Source organism: Streptomyces sp. NPDC050732 (assembly GCF_040654255.1).
Taxonomy (GTDB): domain Bacteria; phylum Actinomycetota; class Actinomycetes; order Streptomycetales; family Streptomycetaceae; genus Streptomyces.
Window position 1 is genome coordinate 24,766 of the sequence record NZ_JBFAHP010000047.1, and the last position, 18,358, is coordinate 43,123.

Genomic DNA, 18,358 nt, shown 5'->3' on the forward strand with positions numbered 1-18,358 from the left:
ACCGTGACTGTCACTTCTGACCTGGTGTCGTACGAGGAAGCCCTCGCGACGTACGACCCCGTCATGGGCCTTGAGGTCCATGTCGAGCTCGGCACCAAGACCAAGATGTTCTGCGGCTGCTCGACCGCGCTCAAGCAGGACGCGAACAGCCAGACCTGCCCCACCTGCCTCGGCCTGCCCGGCGCGCTGCCGGTCGTCAACGAGATCGGTGTCGAGTCCGCCATCAAGATCGGTCTCGCGCTGAACTGCGAGATCGCCGAGTGGTGCCGCTTCGCCCGGAAGAACTACTTCTATCCGGACATGCCGAAGAACTTCCAGACCTCGCAGTACGACGAGCCGATCGCCTTCAACGGCTATCTGGACGTCCAGCTGGAGGACGGCGAGATCTTCCGCGTGGAGATCGAGCGCGCCCACATGGAGGAGGACACCGGCAAGTCCACGCACGTCGGTGGCGCGACGGGCCGTATCCACGGCGCCTCGCACTCCCTCCTGGACTACAACCGCGCCGGCATCCCGCTCATCGAGATCGTCACCAAGCCGATCGAGGGCGCGGGCGAGCGTGCCCCCGAGGTCGCCAAGGCGTACGTCGCCGAGCTGCGCGAGCTCATCAAGGCGCTCGGCGTCTCCGAGGCCCGCATGGACAAGGGCCAGATGCGCTGCGACGTGAACCTCTCGCTGCGCCCCAAGGGGCAGCAGGAGTTCGGCACCCGCAGCGAGACGAAGAACGTCAACTCGCTGCGGTCCGTGGAGCGCGCGGCGCGCTTCGAGATCCAGCGCCACGCGGCGGTCCTGAGCTCCGGCGGCACCATCGTGCAGGAGACCCGTCACTTCCACGAGGACGACGGCTCCACGACCTCCGGCCGCATCAAGGACAACGCCGAGGACTACCGGTACTTCCCGGAGCCCGACCTCGTCCCCGTCGCCCCGTCCCGCGAGTGGGTCGAGAAGCTGCGGGCGGGTCTGCCCGAGATGCCGCGCGTGCGCCGCAACCGCCTCCGCGAGGAGTGGGGCATCACCGAGCACGACATGCAGTCGATCCTCAACGCGGGCGCGGTCGAGCCGATCGTCGCCACCATCGAGGCGGGCGCCGACGCGGCGTCGGCCCGCAAGTGGTGGATGGGCGAACTGGCCCGCAACGCCAACGAGTCGGGCGTGGCCCTGGAGGAGCTCCCCATCACCCCGGCGCACGTCGCCCGGGTGACCGAGCTCGTCGCCTCCGGTGACCTGAACGACAAGCTGGCCCGCCAGGTCATCGAGGGTGTCCTGAAGGGCGAGGGCACCCCGGACGAGGTCGTCGAGAAGCGCGGTCTGAAGGTCGTCTCGGACGAGGGCGCGCTGACGGCCGCCGTCGACGAGGCCATCGCCGGCAACCCCGGTGTCGCGGACAAGATCCGCGGCGGCAAGGTCGCGGCCGCCGGCGCGCTGGTCGGCGCGGTCATGAAGGCCACCCGTGGCCAGGCCGACGCGGCCCGCGTCAAGGAGCTCATCCTGGAGAAGCTGGGCGTCAGCGAGGGCTGAGGTCTCCCTTCCTCCCGGTGAGGGGGCGGCGCACCCGACGGGGGCGCCGCCCCCTCACTCGTATCCGGAAGTCACTCGTATCCGGAAGTCCTGGTGAATTCCGGGACGTTCACGCCGACTTCGTCCCGCAGCCTTCACAAGGAAACCGGACGTCACTAGCGTCCCCGCCGAACAGGTCAATGGATCAGCAGAGAACCATTGGCTGTTGGCCAGGACTACTGGGAGGTCGCACGTGACTCCGGAGATTTCGCGCAGACGCCTGATGGCGATCGGCGGCGGCGCGCTCGGCGCCGCCACGGTCGGCTCCTTCCTGCCGCCTTCGCTGCAGGAGGCGCTCGCGCAGGAGCCGCCGAGGGACGGCGGTCTCGACAAGATCGAGCACGTGGTGATCCTCATGCAGGAGAACCGGTCCTTCGACCACTACTTCGGGTCCCTGCGCGGCGTCCGCGGCTTCGGCGACCGCAACGCCATCCGGCTGCCCAGCGGCAAGTCGGTGTTCGAGCAGCCCGGCGCCCTGCGCACGATCCTGCCCTTCCCCGTCCGCGAGGCCGCCGAGACACAGAAGAAGGACCTCCAGTACATCGGCGACCTGGACCACTCCTGGAGCGGCGGCGCCAAGGCCTGGCACGACGGCTGGATGGACGGCTGGATCACCGCCAAGACGGCGGCCACGATGGCGTACTACACGCGCGAGGACATCCCGCTGCACTACGAACTCGCCGACACCTTCACCGTCTGCGACGCCTACCACTCCTCCATCCACACCTCCACCAGCCCCAACCGCAACCACCTGTGGAGCGGGAAGACGGGCTACGAGGCGAACGGCAAGCGGGCCGTCGGCAACGACGCCTACGCCGAGGGAACGCACCCCGGCTACGGCTGGGGGACGTACGCCGAGCGCCTGGAGAAGGCGGGCGTGAGCTGGCGGACGTACACCGAGTGGGAGAACTTCACCGACAACCAGATCGAGTTCTTCACCACCTTCAAGGCCATCGCCCGCAAGGCCCTGGCCAAGACGGGCCTCACCTTCATGGAGGCCTTCTACGCCAAGGTGCGCGACGCGAAGGACGAGACAGAGCGCGCCAAGCTGCTCGCCACGCTGGAGGAGGGCGTCGCGACCCTCACCAGAAGCGAGCGGTCGCTGTTCGAGCGCGGTCTGCGGCGCGTGCCGACCGGCAGGCTCGCCGAGGAGTTCGCGAAGGACGTCGCGGGCGGCAAGCTCGCGAAAGTCACCTATCTGGTGCCTTCCGCGGTGGACTCCGAGCACCCCAGCGTCTCCTCGCCCCTCCACAGCGCGACCATCGTCTACAAGGTGCTCGACGCCCTCGCCTCCCACCCCGACGTCTGGCGCCGCACCGCCGTGTTCATCAACTACGACGAGAACGACGGCTTCTTCGACCACGTCCCGCCGCCCGTGCCCGGCGGCGACTCCGCCGAGGAGAAGGAGGAGCGCTGGGACGGGAAGCCGACCGGTCTCGGCGCGCGCGTGCCGATGCTCGTCATCTCGCCGTGGACCGTCGGCGGATACGTCTGCTCCGAAGTCTTCGACCACACCTCCGTCGTGCGCTTCCTGGAGAAGTGGACCGGGGTGCGGGAGCCCAACATCAGCGCCTGGCGCCGCAAGGTCACCGGCGACCTCACCGGCGCCTTCGACTTCCGGCGCGGCCACCGCAGGCCCGACATCGACCAGCCCGGCGCCATCCCTCCGTTCAGCGGCCGCTGGGCCCCGCAGCCGCCCCTGAAGCAGTCCATGCCGGTCCAGGAGCCCGGCACCCGCCGCGCCCGCCCGCTGCCCTACCAGCCCGACGCCGACGTGACGCCCGCCGAGGACGGCACGCTCACGGTGCGGCTGCGCAACGGCGGCAGCTCCAGTGCGCACTTCGCGCTCTACCCGTACGCCGGTGAGTTCCCGGTCCCGCTCCATCAGGACGTCGTGCGCAAGGGCTCATGGACCGTGCCCGTGCCGGGGGACGCGTACGACTTCACCGTCACCGGGCCGAACGGCTTCCGCCGCGAGTTCGCGGGGGCCAAGGGAGGCAAGGACAGCGGCGCGCGGCTCGCCTCCGCGATCACCCGCCGCGAGATACACCTCACCCTGGCCAACCGCGGCCGCCACGACCTGGTCTTCACGGTCAAGCCCCTCGGCTATGTGGACGAGGACGACATCAGGCGCCGCACACGGACCGTCCGCGTCAAGGCGCGCGGCAGCCGCACCGTCGCCTGGCACACCGCCGACGAGCACGGCTGGTACGACGTCGAGGTGACCACCGACCGCGACACCGCCTTCCGCCGCCGCCTCATGGGCCACATCGAGAACGGCCGCGTGAGCGTCTCGGGCTGACCGTCCTGACCGCCGGCCCGCTCGGGTGCGCGGCGGTGCCCCTGGTACCTCCGCGCACCCCTTGTGCTCTTGTGAGTAAGGCCACGAAACGGACCAACGATCACCAAGCGCTGTCAAAGTGACTGTGGCGCTCATGTCGCCACTCATGCGTTCTTTGCGGGCTGCGGGCTGTTCCATTGCTTGACTGTTGCTCCCGATGAAGATCCACGAACCATTCAGGGAGCCAGTCCGTGGCAGCACTCGCCCGGTGGTGCGTCAGGCACCGACTCGTCGTCGTCCTGCTGTGGCTCCTCGCCCTCGGCGGCGCCGCCTCGGCCGCCGCGGTCGCGGGATCCGCGTATTCGAACGACTACGAGGTGCCGGGCACCGAGTCCGGCCGGGCGACCCAGCTCCTGAACGAGAACTTCCACGGCCTCGGCGGCGACAGCGACACCGTCGTCTGGCACACCGGACCCGGCACCTCCGTGCGCGCCGCCGACGTCGAGCAGGCGATGTCCGACGCCCTCGACAAGATCGCCGGACTGCCCGCAGTGGCCTCCGTGACCGGGCCTTACGAGGGCAAGGGACACGGAGAGGGCGCGAGCGCGGGCCGGGTCGGCGCGGACGGCCGCACGGCGTACGCCACCGTCACCTTCCGCGAGCAGGCCGACGACCTGGACAAGGCCGACGCGCAGGCCGTCGTCGACACCGCGAAGGCCGCCGGCTCCGACCGCCTGCAAGTGGAGCTCGGCGGCACCGCCATCGGCCTCACCGAGTCCAAGAGCGCCCAGGTCGCCGAGGTCGTCGGGGTGGCCGTAGCCGCCGTCGTGCTCTTCGTCGCCTTCGGCTCGCTCGCCGCGGCCGCCCTGCCCATAGCCACCGCACTGGTGTCCGTCGGCACCGCGTACGCGGGCATCGTGCTGCTCGGCCACGTGATGACCGTCGCGGACTTCGCGCCGATGCTCGGCACCCTGATCGGGCTCGGCGTCGGCATCGACTACGCCCTCTTCATCGTCACCCGGCACCGCAAGGGCCTCAAACGCGGCCTGCCCGTGGCCGTCGCCGCCGAGCGCGCGGTCGCCACCACCGGACGCGCCGTGGTCTTCGCGGGCGCCACCGTCTGCATCGCCCTGCTCGGCATGCTCATCCTGCGGCTCGGCTTCCTCAACGGAGTCGCGATCGCCGCCTCGCTGACCGTCGTCCTCACCGTCGCCGCGTCCGTGACCCTGCTGCCCGCGCTCCTCACCTGGATCGGCCCGCGCGCCCTCAGCCGCCGCGAACGCCGCCGCATGGCCGAACACGGCCCCGAACCGGAGCTGCCGACCGGGCTCGCCGCCCGCTGGGCCGTCTTCGTGGAGCGCCACCCCCGGCTGCTCGGCGCCGTCGCGGTCCTCGTCATGGCCGTGCTCGCACTGCCCGCCCTCGGCCTGCACCTGGGCACATCCGACCAGGGCAACAACCCGGCGAAGGCCACCACCCGGCAGGCGTACGACCTCCTCGCCGACGGTTTCGGCCCCGGCGTGAACGGCCCCCTGACCCTCGTGAGCGAGGTCTACGGAGCGGGCGACCGGATGGCCCTCGACGACCTCGCCACGACGCTGAGGTCGACCGAAGGCGTCGCCTCCGTGTCCCCGGCGACCTACGGGGACAACGGCCGCGCCGCCTTCCTCACCGTCGTCCCCGACTCCGCGCCGCAGTCGCAGAAGACCAGCGCACTCGTCGACCGGCTGCGCGACGACGTCCTGCCCGAGGCGGAGGCGGAGAGCTCCCTGGAGGTGTCCGTCGGCGGTGTCACCGCGAGCTACGACGACTTCGCGGAGGTCATCGTCGGCAAGCTGCCGCTCTTCGTGGGCGTCGTCATCGGGCTCGGCTGCGTGCTGCTCCTGCTGGCCTTCCGGTCCATCGGGATCCCCCTCAAGGCCGCCGCGATGAACGTCGCCGCCGTCGCCTCCGCCTTCGGGGTCGTCGTCGCGATCTTCCAGTGGGGCTGGGGGAGCGAGCTGCTCGGGCTCGGCAGGGCCGGGCCGATCGAGCCCTTCCTGCCGGTGATCATGGTGTCCGTCCTCTTCGGGCTCTCCATGGACTACCAGGTCTTCCTCGTCAGCCGGATGTACGAGGAGTGGCTGGAGACCGGCGACAACCGGCGGGCCGTGCGCGTGGGCCTCGCCGAGACCAGCCGCGTGATCAACTCCGCGGCCGTGATCATGATTTCGGTCTTCCTCGCCTTCGTGCTCAGCGGCGACCGGGTCGTCGCGATGTTCGGCATCGCGCTCGCGGCGGCCGTCGCCCTCGACGCCTTCGTGCTGCGCACGCTGCTCGTGCCCGCCCTGATGCACATGCTCGGCGGCGCCAACTGGTGGCTGCCGGGCCGCCTCGACCGCCTCCTGCCGCGCATCAGCATCGAGCCGCCCGAATCTCGTTCGAACCCGCGCGGCGCACGTGCGAGGATCCCCGGAAACCGGGACGTCGCCGACGACGTGAGTGCGCTGAAGGAGCAGGATGTTCGCGATATCGCTGGCCGAGGGCGCTGAGCTGCGGCCGCTGGAGCCGTGGCAGGCACAGGAGTTCCTCGACCATGTCGAGCGGGCTCGGGAGTACGCGGGGCCGTGGGTGCCCTTCACCGCGACCGTGACGGACCTGGAGACCGCGCGGAAGCATCTCCAGACGTACGCCGACAAGCAGGCCTCCGACACCGGACGCTTCTACGGCATCTGGCTGGACGGCACCCTCGTCGGCGGTGTGCTCTTCCGGATCTTCGACACCAGCTGCGACAGCTGTGAGATCGGGGTGTGGCTCGAACCGTCGGCCGCCGGGCGCGGCCTGGTCAACAAGGCCTCGCGGGTGCTCATCGACTGGGCCGTGGACCAGCGCGGGATGCACCGCGTGGAGTGGCTGGTCTCCTCGCTCAACGACCGCAGCAAGGCGGCCGCCGAGCGGCTCGGGTTCACCAGGGACGGCGTGCTGCGGGAGAGCTTCCCCTGGCAGGGCGTGCGGCACGACATGGAGGTCTGGTCCGTCCTCGCCCCGGAGTGGCGGGCGGCGCGGGACGCGCGTTAAGCAAGCTCTCAGACTCCGTCCGTACGGTGCGGGGCATGGGTACTAAGACAGATGACGCGGCCGGTGCCAAGGGTGCGGCCGGGACCGAGGCCGAGGCCGACGAAGTGACCGGGGCCGGGAAGCCGGGGACGGTCGACGTCACGAAGTCCGACGCGGCCGACGCCGCCGGGCCCGAGGGCGCCACCCCCGAGGCGGAGGCGACCACCAAGAACGACACGGCGGACGACGCCGAGCACGATGAGACCTCCGACGCCGAAGCCGACGCCGAAGCGGATGCCGACGTGACCGCCAGGACCGCCGGGTCCACCGGTGTCGGCCAGGGCGCCGCGGCCGTCGTGTCCGCCGCGCTCGGCGTGATCGGCCTCTCCGGAGGCTGGCTCGGCACGATCGCCGGGGCGCGCTCCAACATCATGGGGCAGCTGGAGACCAAGCAGTCCGCGAGCGTCTCCGACCAGCTCCAGGCCATGTACGGCGACTCCTGGCAGGCCACCGCGCTGATCGCAGGCTTCTTCGCGGCCGCCGCGCTGGTCGTCGGCTTCCTGGTGCTGGTGAGGCCCGCGTTCGGCGCCCCCGGCAAGGAGCAGGCGCCGTGGATCAAGTCCGTGGCGTGGGCGGGTGTCGCGCTCGGCGTGATCGGGCTGATCCTCGCCGTCGCCAAGTACTCCGACCTGCTGCTCGGGCTGCCGTCCGCACCTTCCTGAGCCACCCACCCGCTCACCCACCCGCGTACTAAGGCAGGGGCGGGGCAGGGGCTAAGGCCCCCGCCCCGCCCTTCGTCGTACCTAAGGACCCCCGCCCCCACGAGATGCGGCACCCGCCCGATGTGGGCGACCCCCCTGGGAGACGAAAGTGGAGACATCGCAGAGAACGACACCGGCGATACCACCGACAACCCGAGGGGCACGACATGTTCGAGTACGAGATGCACCAGATGCGCGCCGCCGAGCTGAGCCGCGAGGCCGACCACCGGCGCCTGCTCGGCGAGGCCCGCAAGATCCGTGCCGCCGCCCGCCGTTCGGCCCGCCACGAAGCCGAGGGGCGGGTGAGTACGACGCTCTGGAGGAGTCGCCTCACGCGGGGCAAGGCGCGCTTCACCCGGGCCGCCTGAGATGACAGGGCCTGTGCCGGTGACCGCTCCGCGGACATCGGGTGCCACACCGGCCACTCTCTGTGCGATGCTCGCGGCTGTGGAGACCAGGTCCGTGAGCCCGGTGTTCGTCGGCAGGACCGACGAACTCGGCGTACTGAACGAAGCGCTCGCCCGCGCCGCGGGCACCCCGCTCGAAGGAGCCGGGGGCCCCGGCCCGGGCGAGCCGCAGGCGTTGCTGCTCGGCGGTGAGGCGGGGGTCGGCAAGACCCGCCTCGTCGAGGAGTTCGCCGCGGCCGCCGAGAGGCAGGGCGCCGTCGTCGCCGTCGGCGGCTGTGTGGAAATCGGTGCCGACGGCCTGCCGTTCGCCCCCTTCTCCACCGCGCTGCGCTCGCTGCGCCGCCAACTCCCCGACGAGCTGGCCGCAGCCGCCGAGGGCCAGGAGGAGGAGCTCGCCAGGCTGCTGCCCGAACTGGCCACGCCCGCGCACGGCCACGCCACGCACGGCCACACCCCCGGAGGCAGGTCCGACGAGGGAACCGCACGCCTCTTCGAACTCACCGCACGCCTCCTGGAACGCCTCTCCCGCGACCGCACCGTCGTCGTCGCCCTGGAGGACCTGCACTGGGCCGACGCCTCCACCCGCCACCTCCTCGCTTATCTCTTCCGCACCCTGCGCGGCGGCCGCCTCGTCCTCCTCGCCACCTACCGCGCCGACGACATCCACCGCCGCCACCCGCTACGCCCCCTCCTCGCCGAACTCGACCGGCTGCGCACGGTGCGCCGCGTCGAGCTGAGCCGCTTCAGCAAGGACGAAGTCGCCCGCCAGATGGCCGGAATACTCTCCGCCGAACCCGAACAGGGCCTGGTCGACGACATATTCGACCGCTCCGACGGCAACGCCTTCTTCGTCGAGGAACTCGCCGTCGCCTCCCACGGCGGCAGCTGCGCGAGCCTCACGGACTCCCTGCGCGACCTCCTCCTCGTCCGCGTCGAGGAGCTGCCCGAGGACACCCAGCGGGTGGCGCGGATCGTCGCCGAGGGCGGCTCCACCGTCGAGTACGCACTGCTCGCCGAAGTCGCGGGACTCGACGAGGACGACCTCATCGAGGCGCTGCGGGCCGCCGTCGGCGCCAACATCCTGCTCGCCTCGCCGGACGGCGACGGCTACCGCTTCCGCCACTCCCTGGTCCGCGAGGCCGTCAGCGACGACCTGCTCCCCGGCGAGCGCTCCCGCATCAACCGCCGCTTCGCCCAGGCCCTGGAGGCCGACCCCACGCTCGTCTCCGCCGACCAGCGCGCCGCCCGCCTCGCCACCTACTGGTACCACGCGCACGACGCGGCCAAGGCCCTGCCCGCCGTCCTCGTCGCCTCCGTCGAGGCCCGCCGCCGGTACGCCTACGCCGAACAACTCCGCCTGCTCGAACGGGCGATGGAGCTGTGGGACGACGCCCCCGAGACCGTCCGCGAAGACCTCCGCCCCGCCGACTACGTCGAGGGCTACCCCGCCTGCGGCTGCGACCCCACCACCGCCCCCCTGCGCTATCTGGACCTGATGGCCGAGGCCACGGTCGCCGGCCGCCTCTCCGGCGAACGCGACCGCGCCCTCAAAATCACCAAGCGCGCCCTGCGATTCCTCGACGGCGAGAACGATCCCCACCGCTCCGCATGGTTCTGGGTGGCCCGCTCGCGCCTCGTCTCCACCCTCGGCCGCGGCGACGGCTGGGCGGAGATCGCCAAGGCCGAGGAGCTGATGCGCGGCCTGCCGCCCTCCGAGGTGCACGCCGATGTCCTCGTCTACCGCGCCTCCTGGGGCATGCTGCACGACCCGGGGCCCGAGACCCTGGCCGCCGCCGAACGCGCCGTCGAGTACGCCCGCATGGTCAAGGCCGACACCATCGAGCTCAACGCCCGCCTCACCCGCGGCGCCCTCCTGGTCGAGGCCGGCGACCCCGAGGCGGGCCTCGCCGAGATGTACGAGGTCAGAGACCGCGTCGTCCAGGACGGCCTGGTCACCGACCTCAGCCGGGTCCACATCAACCTCCCCTCATCCCTCGAAGGCGTCGGCCGCTCCGCCGAAGCCGTCGAGGTCGCGATGGAGGGCATCGAGTTCTGCCGGAAGTACGGCCTGGTGGACTCCGAGGGCTGGGTCTGGGCCAATGTCGCCGAGTCGCTCATCTCCCTCGGCCGCTGGGACGAGGCGGCCCACGCCGTCGCGGAGACCCAGCGATGTGCGCAGAGTTCGAAGCCCCGGGCCTCCGCCTCCGAACGATCCGCGCGCATGGCGCTCTACCGCGGTGAGTGCGCCGCGGCCGCCCGCCACATGCACACCGCCCACCAGCACCTCGGCACCCACGACCCGCAGCCCCAGTACCTCCTCGTCCTCATCCGCATCGCCCTCGGCCTCGCCGCCGCCGAGGGCCGCATCCTCGACGGCCGCGCCGAACTCGAACGCGGCCTCGCCACCGGGCTCCCCCTCGGCACCTACAAATACGGCTGGCCCCTGCTCCTCGCCGCCGCCACGATGGAGGCGGACGCCCGCGGCCTGCCCGCCGCCGAACCCGGCCGCCCCGCCGCCCTCGAACGCATCCGCGGCGTCACCAAGTCCCTCGCCACCCCCACCCCGCTCTCCCTCGCCTACGACGAATGGACCCGCACCGAACTCCTGCGCGCCGAAGGCCGCGACCGCCCCGCCGACTGGGCGACCGTCGTCACCGCCCTCGAACCCCTCGACCGCCCCTACGACCTCGCCCAGGCCCGCCTGCGCCTGGCCGAGTCCCTCCTCGCCCCGGACACCACCGACCGCGACCGCGCCGCCCACCTGCTGCGCCAGGCCGGCGAGGTGGCCGACCGGCTCGGCGCCCGGCCGCTCTCCGACTCGATCACCGGACTCGCCCGGCGCGCCCGCCTCTCCCTGCACCCCACCGAGGCCGTCCGCGCCCCCGCCGCCCCGGCCCACCCCGCCGAGGCGCTGGGCCTGACCAGCAGGGAACGGGACGTCCTGCGGCTGGTCGCGGCGGGCCGCAGCAACCGCCAGATCGCCGAGGAGCTCTTCATCTCCCCGAAGACGGCGAGCGTCCACGTCTCCAACATCCTCGCCAAGCTGTCCGTCACCGGCCGCGGCGAGGCCGCCGCGCTCGCCCACCGGCTGCGGCTCTTCCCCACCACCGACGAAGAGCCCGCCCGGCGCTGACCTGCCCTTTTTCGTCTCAAGCCGGTTTCCGGGCGCCTCGCTTACGCTTGACGGCAGGATCTCGGCTCCTGGGAGGCGCAGTGTTCAACGCGATCGAGGCTCTGTTCGCGCCGGGGCGCAAGCACACCGACGACGAACAGAAGCGCCTGGAGATGACCCGCGTCGACCTCGCCGACGGCGACCCGGGGCGCGGACCGATCGACCTGACCTCGGGCAAGGTGGTCGTACGCCCACCTGTCCCGGCGCCACGCTCCGACGAGACGCCGGGTGGCGAGGAGGAGCCGAGCGGCGAGGAGATAGCTTCGCCTGACGCGTCGGACAGCTGACCTACTTCACCCGCACCTCCAGGATCTTGTCGTCCTCCTTCTCCGGGGTGCCCCGCGAGTCCGTCTCGTTCGTGACCAGCCACAGCTTGTCGCCGCCCGCCGCGACCACCGTGCGCAGGCGGCCGTGTTCGCCCTCCAGGAAGGCCTGCGGCTCCGGCTCGCCCTCCACGCCCCGCACCGGGACGCGCCACAGCCGCTCGCCGCGCAGCCCCGCCATCCACACCGAGCCCTCGGCATAGGCGACACCGCTCGGTGAGGCCTCCGACGTCTTCCACTGGGCGACCGGGTCCCGGAAGCCCTCCTCGCCCTCCTTGCCCTCGACCTCGGGCCAGCCGTAATTCCCGCCGGCCTCGATGTCGTTCAGCTCGTCCCAGGTGTCCTGGCCGAACTCCGAGGCCCACAGCCGCTTCTGCTCGTCCCAGGCCAGGCCCTGCACATTCCGGTGCCCGTACGAATAGACGGCCGAGTCGTCGAAGGGATTGCCGGGGGCCGGCTCGCCCTCCGGGGTGAGGCGGAGGATCTTGCCGCCCAGCGACTTCTTGTCCTGCGCGAGGTCCGTCTCACCCGTTTCCCCCGCGCCCGCGTACAGCATCTTGTCCGGGCCGAAGGCGATCCGGCCGCCGTTGTGGATCATGCCTTTAGGGATGCCCTTGAAAATGGTGTCGGGCGCGCCCAGCTGCTCGCCCGAGGGCTTCTTCTCGTCGTACAGCATGCGGGCGATGCGGTTGTCGGACTCCGTCGTGAAGTACGCGTACACCAAGTGGTCCGACGCGTACGAAGGAGAGAGGGCGAGGCCCATCAGGCCGCCCTCGCCACCGGGGGAGACGCCCGGCACCGAGCCGAGCTCCGTCTTCTTGCCCGTCTTCCCGTCGACCCGGGTGATCGTCCCCTCGTCGCGCGAGGACACCAGCAGGTCACCGCCGGGCAGTGGCGCGAGGCCCCAGGGGGACTTGAGGCCCGTGGCGACGGTGCGGACGACCTTCGCGGAGCCCTTCTCAGGTGGCGCCTCGGCGCCCGCCTTCCCGGTGGGGGTCCGGCTCGACGTGTCCCGCTGCGGCGGGCTCTCACGTCGGTCCGGTTCGTCGTCGCCGGACGAGCACCCCACCGCGAACAGGAGGGAGGCAGCGGTCAGCATGGCCGTAACAGCAGGTCGTCGCACGATCAGATCCCTTCGACGCAGCGCTTCTCCTGTTCATACACCGCTCGCGCCCCTCAGGTTCCCGAACTCAGTCCCACGACCCCAGCGCGGGCGGCAGCGCCGCGATCTCCGCCAGGTCCGCCTCCGTCAGCCGCACCGCGGCCGCCCCGGCGTTCTCCACCGCCCAGCGCTCCCGCTTGGCACCGGGAATGGGCACCACGTGCCGGCCCTGCGCGAGCACCCACGCCAGCGCGACCTGCGCGGGCGTCGCCCCGTGCCGCTCCGCCACCCGACGCAACCCCACCACCAGCGGCTGGTTGGCCGCCATCATTTCGGCGGTGAAGCGCGGGTGCCGGGCCCGCAGGTCGTCCGGTTCGAAGCCCTGGCCGGGCTTCAGCGTGCCCGTGAGGAAACCGTTCCCCAGCGGCATCGCCGCGAGCAGCCCTATCCCGCGGTCCACACACCACGGCAGCAGCGCGTCCAGCGCCTCCGGTGACCACACCGAAAGCTCGGCCTGCACCGCGCTCACCGGAAAGACCTGCTGCACCCGCTCCAACTGCCGGATCGTCGCGTCGTGCAGCCCCCGCCCCGGACGCCCCGGCGCCGCACGCCGCTGAGCGCGCGCCCCCACGGCGCACAGCCCCAGCGCCCGCACCTTCCCCGCGGCGACCAGCTCGGCCATCGCGCCCCAGGTCTCCTCGATGGGTACCTCGGGGTCGGCCCGGTGCAGCTGATAGAGGTCGATGGTCTCCGTCTGCAGCCGCCGCAGCGACGCGTCGCAGGCCCGTTTCACATAGCCGGGGCGGCCGTTGGCGACGATGTGCTGCTCGCCCACGAGCAGCCCGCACTTCGTCGACACGAACGCCTCCGCGCGCCGCTCCTTCAGCACCCTGCCGATCAGCAGCTCATTGGTGAACGGCCCGTACATGTCGGCCGTGTCCAGCAGCAGCCCCCCACCGCCACCGGCCGCGCCGACGGCGTCCAATGCGGCGTGCACAGTGCGCACCGACGCGTCGCCGCGCTGCCGCGAGCCGGTGTACGCCCAGCTCATCGGCATGCAGCCGAGTCCGACGGCGCCCACTTCGAGCGCCCCCGCGCCGATCGTCCTGCGCTCCACCTGGACGTACCCTCCCACTCCTCGTTCGGAGATCATCAAAACTAACCGCTGTCGCCGCGACCCCGACCGCTGCCCTCCCAGGGCGACCCGCACCGACGCGCACTAGCCTCCTGGCCATGACGACAGACGTATGGCTTCCGTTTGCAGCGCACGAGGTCCAAGGGCTTCCCGAGGCCTCCGAGGCGGGACTCGACTACCGGTTCTGGGACGGCGGCCCGGAGTTCCCCGCGGACCCGGCCGACTGCGCTTTCTATGTGGTGCCCTACATGACGGGCACCGAGATCGCCGTACGCCCCCTGTCCGCGATGACGTCCCTACGCGTCGTACAGACCCTGACCGCGGGCATCGACCACGTGGAGCCGGGGATCCCGTTCCTCGCGTCCGGCGTGCGGCTGTGCAACGCCCGTGGTGTGCATGAGGCCAGCACCGCGGAGCTCGCGCTCGCCCTGACGCTCGCCTCGCTGCGGGGGATCCCACGCTTCGTGGAGGAGCAGCGGCAGGAGGAGTGGCGGTCCGGGTTCTATCCGGCGCTCGCCGACAGGTCCGTGCTCATCGTGGGTTACGGATCGATCGGTTCCGCCATCGAGGACAGGCTCGCCCCCTTCGAATGCGCGCGGGTGGCGCGCGTCGCGCGCTCTGCCCGTGCCACGGAGCGCGGCCCCGTGCATCCGCTCGCCGACCTGCCCTCCCTGTTGCCCGACGCGGACGTCGTCATCCTCTCGACGCCGCTCTCCGAGACCACGAGAGGGCTGGTCGGCGCCGACTTCCTGGCCCGCATGAAGGACGGCGCGCTGCTCGTGAACGTCGCCCGCGGACCCGTGGTCGACACCAAGGCGCTCCTCGCGGAACTGGAGTCCGGCCGCCTCACCGCCGCCCTCGACGTGACCGATCCGGAACCCCTGCCCGCAGGCCACCCCCTGTGGCACGCTCCAGGAGCACTGATCAGCCCGCACGTGGGCGGCTCCACCTCGGCGTTCGGGCCCCGCGCCCGACGACTGCTCGCCGCCCAACTGACCAAGTTCGTCGCCGGACAGCCCCTTGACAACGTGGTGCTGACAACGGGCAGTTGATCGCCCGGGAGCGCTTTGCGTACGCTCCGCGCCCGTCTGCGTGCGCCCCGTGTTCGCTTCCCCGCCGACAGTCACGGAGCGTAGAGGAGCTATGTCCCTGAGTGACGAGTCTGGTGTATCGTCCCGACAGGGGATGCGCCGTGGACCGTTCGGCGCCGGGGACGAGACATCAGACTGCGAGGGGGGCGACGGGCGATGCACGGCCTATGGGCGAACGATCCGACGTGGCGGGACCGCAGCCGGCGACTCTGCCGCACACCGGCCCGCAGACGCAGGCGAGCCGGGAACCGCACGAGCGGCCGTCGCCGCACGCACCAGCGCCCCTGTCGGCCCGGCCGACGCGCGCGCCGGGCGGACACGGGGGCCGCACGGACCAGGGCGGCCCGGTGAGTGCCCGCCCGACCCCGACGCCCGTCCTCGACGGGGGCGTGGCGGCGCTGCCGCACAGGGTGCCGCTGGTCAGGCGCCCGCTGCCCGGGGGCCGTGGACTCTTCTCCCAGCTGGTGCTCCTGCTGCTCTGCGGGGCGTACGCCGTGGGCTCGGCGCTCGGCTGGGGATCGGAGCGACTCGCCCTGATCATGGGCGACTTCGGGCTGAGCCTCGCGGCGGCGGCGGCCGCGATCTCCTGCTTCCGCTACTCCCGCACGCGCCGCAGCCGCTTTCGACCCGCATGGCTGCTCTTCGCGCTCTCCTCCGCGATGGCAGCCTTCGGCAACGGCGTCTGGGGCTGGTACGAGGTCGTACTGGAGCGGCCCGTGCCCAGTCCGGGCCTCGCCGACCTGTTCTTCCTCTGCTTCGCCCCACCCGCCATCATCGGACTGCTCGTGCTCGCCAAGCGTCCGATGACCAAGGCGGGCTGGGGCTGCCTGGCCCTCGACTCCTGGCTGATCGGGGGCTCGCTCCTCACGCTCTCCTGGAGCCTCGCCCTCGCCCACACCGCGCAGTTCGAGGGCCGGAGCGTCGCGTACGCCGCGCTCTCCCTCGCCTACCCGCTTCTCGACATCGCGCTGGTCAGCATGGTACTGGCCCTGCACTTCAGACGGTCCTCGGCCAACCGCACGGCGGTGAACACCGCGATCGGCGCGCTCGCCCTGACCGTGATGTGCGACGCGCTCTTCACCTCGCCGCTGCTGCACGCCAGTTACCGCTCCGGCCAGATGCTGGACGCCGGCTGGTTCGCGGGCTCGCTGCTCCTCGCGTACGCCCCATGGGCCGCCCCCTGGCACGTGCACGGCGCGCGCGGGACGGGCCACGCACGCGTGCAGTACGACAGCGGCCCCGAGGAGCCGCGGGCCGCCGCGACCCGCCCGATCGCCGGATCGCTGGCCGCCCTCACTCCTTATCTGGCCGCCGCCGTCTGCACGTTGGGAATCCTCTACAACGTACTGAACGGCCGCAGTGTCGACCGCGTCGTGCTGCTCACCGCGGGCACCGTGGTGCTCGCGCTCGTGGTCCGCCAGGGCATCATGCTCCTTGACAACATCACGCTCACCCAGGAACTGGCCCAGAAGGAGAACCACTTCAGGTCCCTGGTCCAGGGCTCCAGCGACGTCATCATGATCGCCGCGCCGAACGGCATCCTGCGGTACGTGAGCCCGGCCGCCGCCGGGGTCTACGGCCGCGACGCCGAAGAGCTCGTCGGTTCCGAACTGGCCTCGCTCATGCACCCCGAGGACCTGGGCCGGGTCGTCCACGAGGTCCGCAGATTCCTCGCCGCCAACCCCGTCGAGGAGCCCACCACCCGCATCGAGTGCCGCTTCAAGTCCGGCGACGGCGACTGGCTGAACGTGGAGTCCACCGTCAACCGCCACCAGGGCGGCCTCATCTTCAACAGCAGAGACGTCACCGAACGGGTCCGCCTCCAGGCACAGTTGCAGCACAACGCCGAGCACGACCCGCTCACCGACCTGCCCAACCGCGCCCTGTTCACCCGCCGCGTGGGCCAGGCACTGGCCGGCCGCAGAGTGACCGACCGCGGCACGGCCGTCCTCTTCATCGACCTCGACGGCTTCAAGGCCGTCAACGACACCATCGGACACCAGGCCGGGGACGAGCTCCTCATCCAGGCCGCGCGCAGACTTCAGGAGGCGGTGCGTTCGGGCGACACCGCCTCCCGGCTCGGCGGCGATGAGTTCGCGGCCCTCATCGTCGGCGACGGGACCAGAGACCAGGCCGCCAGAGAACGGCACATCTACGAACTCGCCGACCGGCTGAGAATCACCCTGTCCCAGCCCTACGCCATCGACGGCAACGACGTGCGCGTAGCGGCGTCCATCGGCGTGGCCTTCGCCGAACCGGGCATCGGCGCCGGAGAGCTCCTCCGCAACGCCGACCTGGCGATGTACCGCGCCAAGGCCGGGGGCAAGAACCGCGTCGAGCTGTACGCGCCCCAGATGCAGGCCGACGTCGTCCGCAAGGCGCAGCTCGCCACCCGGCTGCGCGCCGCGCTGCACGAGGGCGAGTTCGCGCTGCTGCATCAGCCCGTGGTCCGGCTCGACGACGGCCGGATCACGTCGGTCGCGGCCCAGGCGCGCTGGCGCTCGGCGCAGGGCATCCTCTTCACGCCCGCCGAATTCCTGCGCGTGTCCGAGAAGAAGGGCGAGGACGGCGGCAGGGCGGCCGAGCTGGGCCGCTGGATGCTCGAAGAAGCCGTCGAGCAGGCCGCCGAGCGCGGCCGGAGCGGCCACGCGGTGCCCGTCGCCGTCCGGATGAGCGCGCGCCGCCTGCTGGACCGGTCCATGCCCATGGGCTCCATCGAGGCGCTCCTGACCCGGCACGGCCTGCCCTCCGGCGCGCTCGTCATCGAGCTCGCCGACAGCGACCCCCGCGTCTCGCTCGACGACCTGGAGCGCCGCCTCGCGGCCCTGCGCAGGCTCGGCGTACGCATCGCGCTCGACGGCTTCGGCAGTGGCTATGCCGCGATCACCGCACTGCGCCGGCTCCCCATCGACGTACTGAAGCTGGACCGCGGCCTGATCGAGGGTGTCGTCGAGTCCGCCCGGCTGCACAAGATCACCTCCGGTCTGCTGCGCATCGCGAACGACCTGGGGCTCGTCTCCGTGGCCGACGGCGTCGACCTGCCCGAGCAGGTGGTCGCCCTGCGCGCGATGGGCTGCACGCACGGCCAGGGGATGGCGTTCTCCGGGCCCCTCGACGAGTACCGGCTGCGCCGGGCGCTCTCCATCGGCGAGTATCCGGTGCCGCACGGCCCGGCCGAGCCGGTGCTCGCGGGCGGCCGTCCGGTGACGTACGGCGGCGTGCCGTCGGCGAGCTACGCGGGCGGACCCGCGGGGGCGTATGCGGGCGGCTCCTCCGGGCCGTACGCGGGCGGGCCCGCGGGGACGTACGTGGGCGGCTCCCCGGCGGCGTACGCGAGCGGCCCCTCGCCCTATGCCCGTTCACATGATGAGACCCCCGTCCCACCTACTTGACACACCATGCGTGCCGGGGGGAGGGTCAATGCCATGCGCACCCGAATTCTCGTACTTGGAAAGCGCGTCGGCTGAAGCTGGGACTGACCGGTCCGAACACC

At 71.8% G+C, this 18,358-nt stretch carries 12 protein-coding genes; 10 read left to right on the forward strand and 2 right to left on the reverse strand.

Translation table 11 applies throughout. The features are described from left to right. Positions 1 to 3 precede the first annotated feature (3 nt). From gatB to AB0H82_RS32515, 8 genes are all read left to right on the forward strand, one after another. Positions 4 to 1,518 carry an Asp-tRNA(Asn)/Glu-tRNA(Gln) amidotransferase subunit GatB gene (gene gatB / locus AB0H82_RS32480; protein WP_362999096.1) on the forward strand — a complete coding sequence of 505 codons (1,515 nt, stop codon included), beginning with the start codon at positions 4 to 6 and terminating at the stop codon, positions 1,516 to 1,518. A 232-nt stretch (positions 1,519 to 1,750) separates the two neighbouring features. Then, positions 1,751 to 3,859 (forward strand): phosphocholine-specific phospholipase C, encoded by a 2,109-nt coding sequence (locus AB0H82_RS32485; RefSeq protein ID WP_362999097.1) that lies wholly within the window; start codon positions 1,751 to 1,753, stop codon positions 3,857 to 3,859. Positions 3,860 to 4,089: 230 nt separating this feature from the next. Further along, positions 4,090 to 6,369, forward strand: coding sequence for an MMPL family transporter (locus tag AB0H82_RS32490; RefSeq protein ID WP_362999098.1), 2,280 nt, complete (start codon positions 4,090 to 4,092; stop codon positions 6,367 to 6,369). Further along, a complete protein-coding gene (locus AB0H82_RS32495) occupies positions 6,338 to 6,895 on the forward strand; it encodes a GNAT family protein (protein WP_362999099.1) in 558 nt (185 codons plus the stop codon). The genes AB0H82_RS32490 and AB0H82_RS32495 overlap by 32 nt, the downstream gene beginning before the upstream one ends. 35 nt (positions 6,896 to 6,930) lie before the next feature. Continuing rightward, positions 6,931 to 7,596 carry a hypothetical protein gene (locus AB0H82_RS32500; RefSeq protein ID WP_362999100.1) on the forward strand — a complete coding sequence of 222 codons (666 nt, stop codon included), beginning with the start codon at positions 6,931 to 6,933 and terminating at the stop codon, positions 7,594 to 7,596. Between the two features lie 206 nt (positions 7,597 to 7,802). After that, complete coding sequence (locus AB0H82_RS32505; RefSeq protein ID WP_362999101.1) at positions 7,803 to 8,003, forward strand: hypothetical protein; 201 nt, start codon at positions 7,803 to 7,805, stop codon at positions 8,001 to 8,003. Positions 8,004 to 8,070: 67 nt separating this feature from the next. Continuing rightward, a complete protein-coding gene (locus AB0H82_RS32510) occupies positions 8,071 to 11,175 on the forward strand; it encodes an AAA family ATPase (RefSeq protein WP_362999102.1) in 3,105 nt (1,034 codons plus the stop codon). Between the two features lie 80 nt (positions 11,176 to 11,255). Beyond that, positions 11,256 to 11,501: a DUF6191 domain-containing protein gene (locus AB0H82_RS32515; protein ID WP_362999103.1), complete on the forward strand. Its 246-nt coding sequence runs from the start codon at positions 11,256 to 11,258 to the stop codon at positions 11,499 to 11,501. A 1-nt stretch (position 11,502) separates the two neighbouring features. On the opposite strand, the gene AB0H82_RS32520 is transcribed toward AB0H82_RS32515, so the two are convergent. Next, positions 11,503 to 12,636 carry a PQQ-dependent sugar dehydrogenase gene (locus AB0H82_RS32520; protein WP_362999104.1) on the reverse strand — a complete coding sequence of 378 codons (1,134 nt, stop codon included), beginning with the start codon at positions 12,634 to 12,636 and terminating at the stop codon, positions 11,503 to 11,505. Between the two features lie 91 nt (positions 12,637 to 12,727). After that, positions 12,728 to 13,756 carry an aldo/keto reductase gene (locus AB0H82_RS32525; RefSeq protein ID WP_362999123.1) on the reverse strand — a complete coding sequence of 343 codons (1,029 nt, stop codon included), beginning with the start codon at positions 13,754 to 13,756 and terminating at the stop codon, positions 12,728 to 12,730. A gap of 116 nt (positions 13,757 to 13,872) precedes the next feature. On the opposite strand from AB0H82_RS32525, the gene AB0H82_RS32530 reads away from it, so the two are divergent. Next, complete coding sequence (locus tag AB0H82_RS32530; protein WP_362999105.1) at positions 13,873 to 14,826, forward strand: 2-hydroxyacid dehydrogenase; 954 nt, start codon at positions 13,873 to 13,875, stop codon at positions 14,824 to 14,826. Positions 14,827 to 15,212: 386 nt separating this feature from the next. Beyond that, positions 15,213 to 18,257: an EAL domain-containing protein gene (locus AB0H82_RS32535; protein ID WP_362999106.1), complete on the forward strand. Its 3,045-nt coding sequence runs from the start codon at positions 15,213 to 15,215 to the stop codon at positions 18,255 to 18,257. Positions 18,258 to 18,358 lie beyond the last annotated feature (101 nt).

Coding starts and splice junctions, on each gene's coding strand:
- AB0H82_RS32495 (WP_362999099.1), top strand. CDS start 6,338: ATGTTCGCGATATCGCTGGCCGAGGGCGCTGAGCTGCGGCCGCTGGAG.
- AB0H82_RS32500 (WP_362999100.1), top strand. CDS start 6,931: ATGGGTACTAAGACAGATGACGCGGCCGGTGCCAAGGGTGCGGCCGGG.
- AB0H82_RS32505 (WP_362999101.1), top strand. CDS start 7,803: ATGTTCGAGTACGAGATGCACCAGATGCGCGCCGCCGAGCTGAGCCGC.
- AB0H82_RS32510 (WP_362999102.1), top strand. CDS start 8,071: ATGCTCGCGGCTGTGGAGACCAGGTCCGTGAGCCCGGTGTTCGTCGGC.
- AB0H82_RS32520 (WP_362999104.1), bottom strand. CDS start 12,636: ATGCTGACCGCTGCCTCCCTCCTGTTCGCGGTGGGGTGCTCGTCCGGC.
- AB0H82_RS32530 (WP_362999105.1), top strand. CDS start 13,873: ATGACGACAGACGTATGGCTTCCGTTTGCAGCGCACGAGGTCCAAGGG.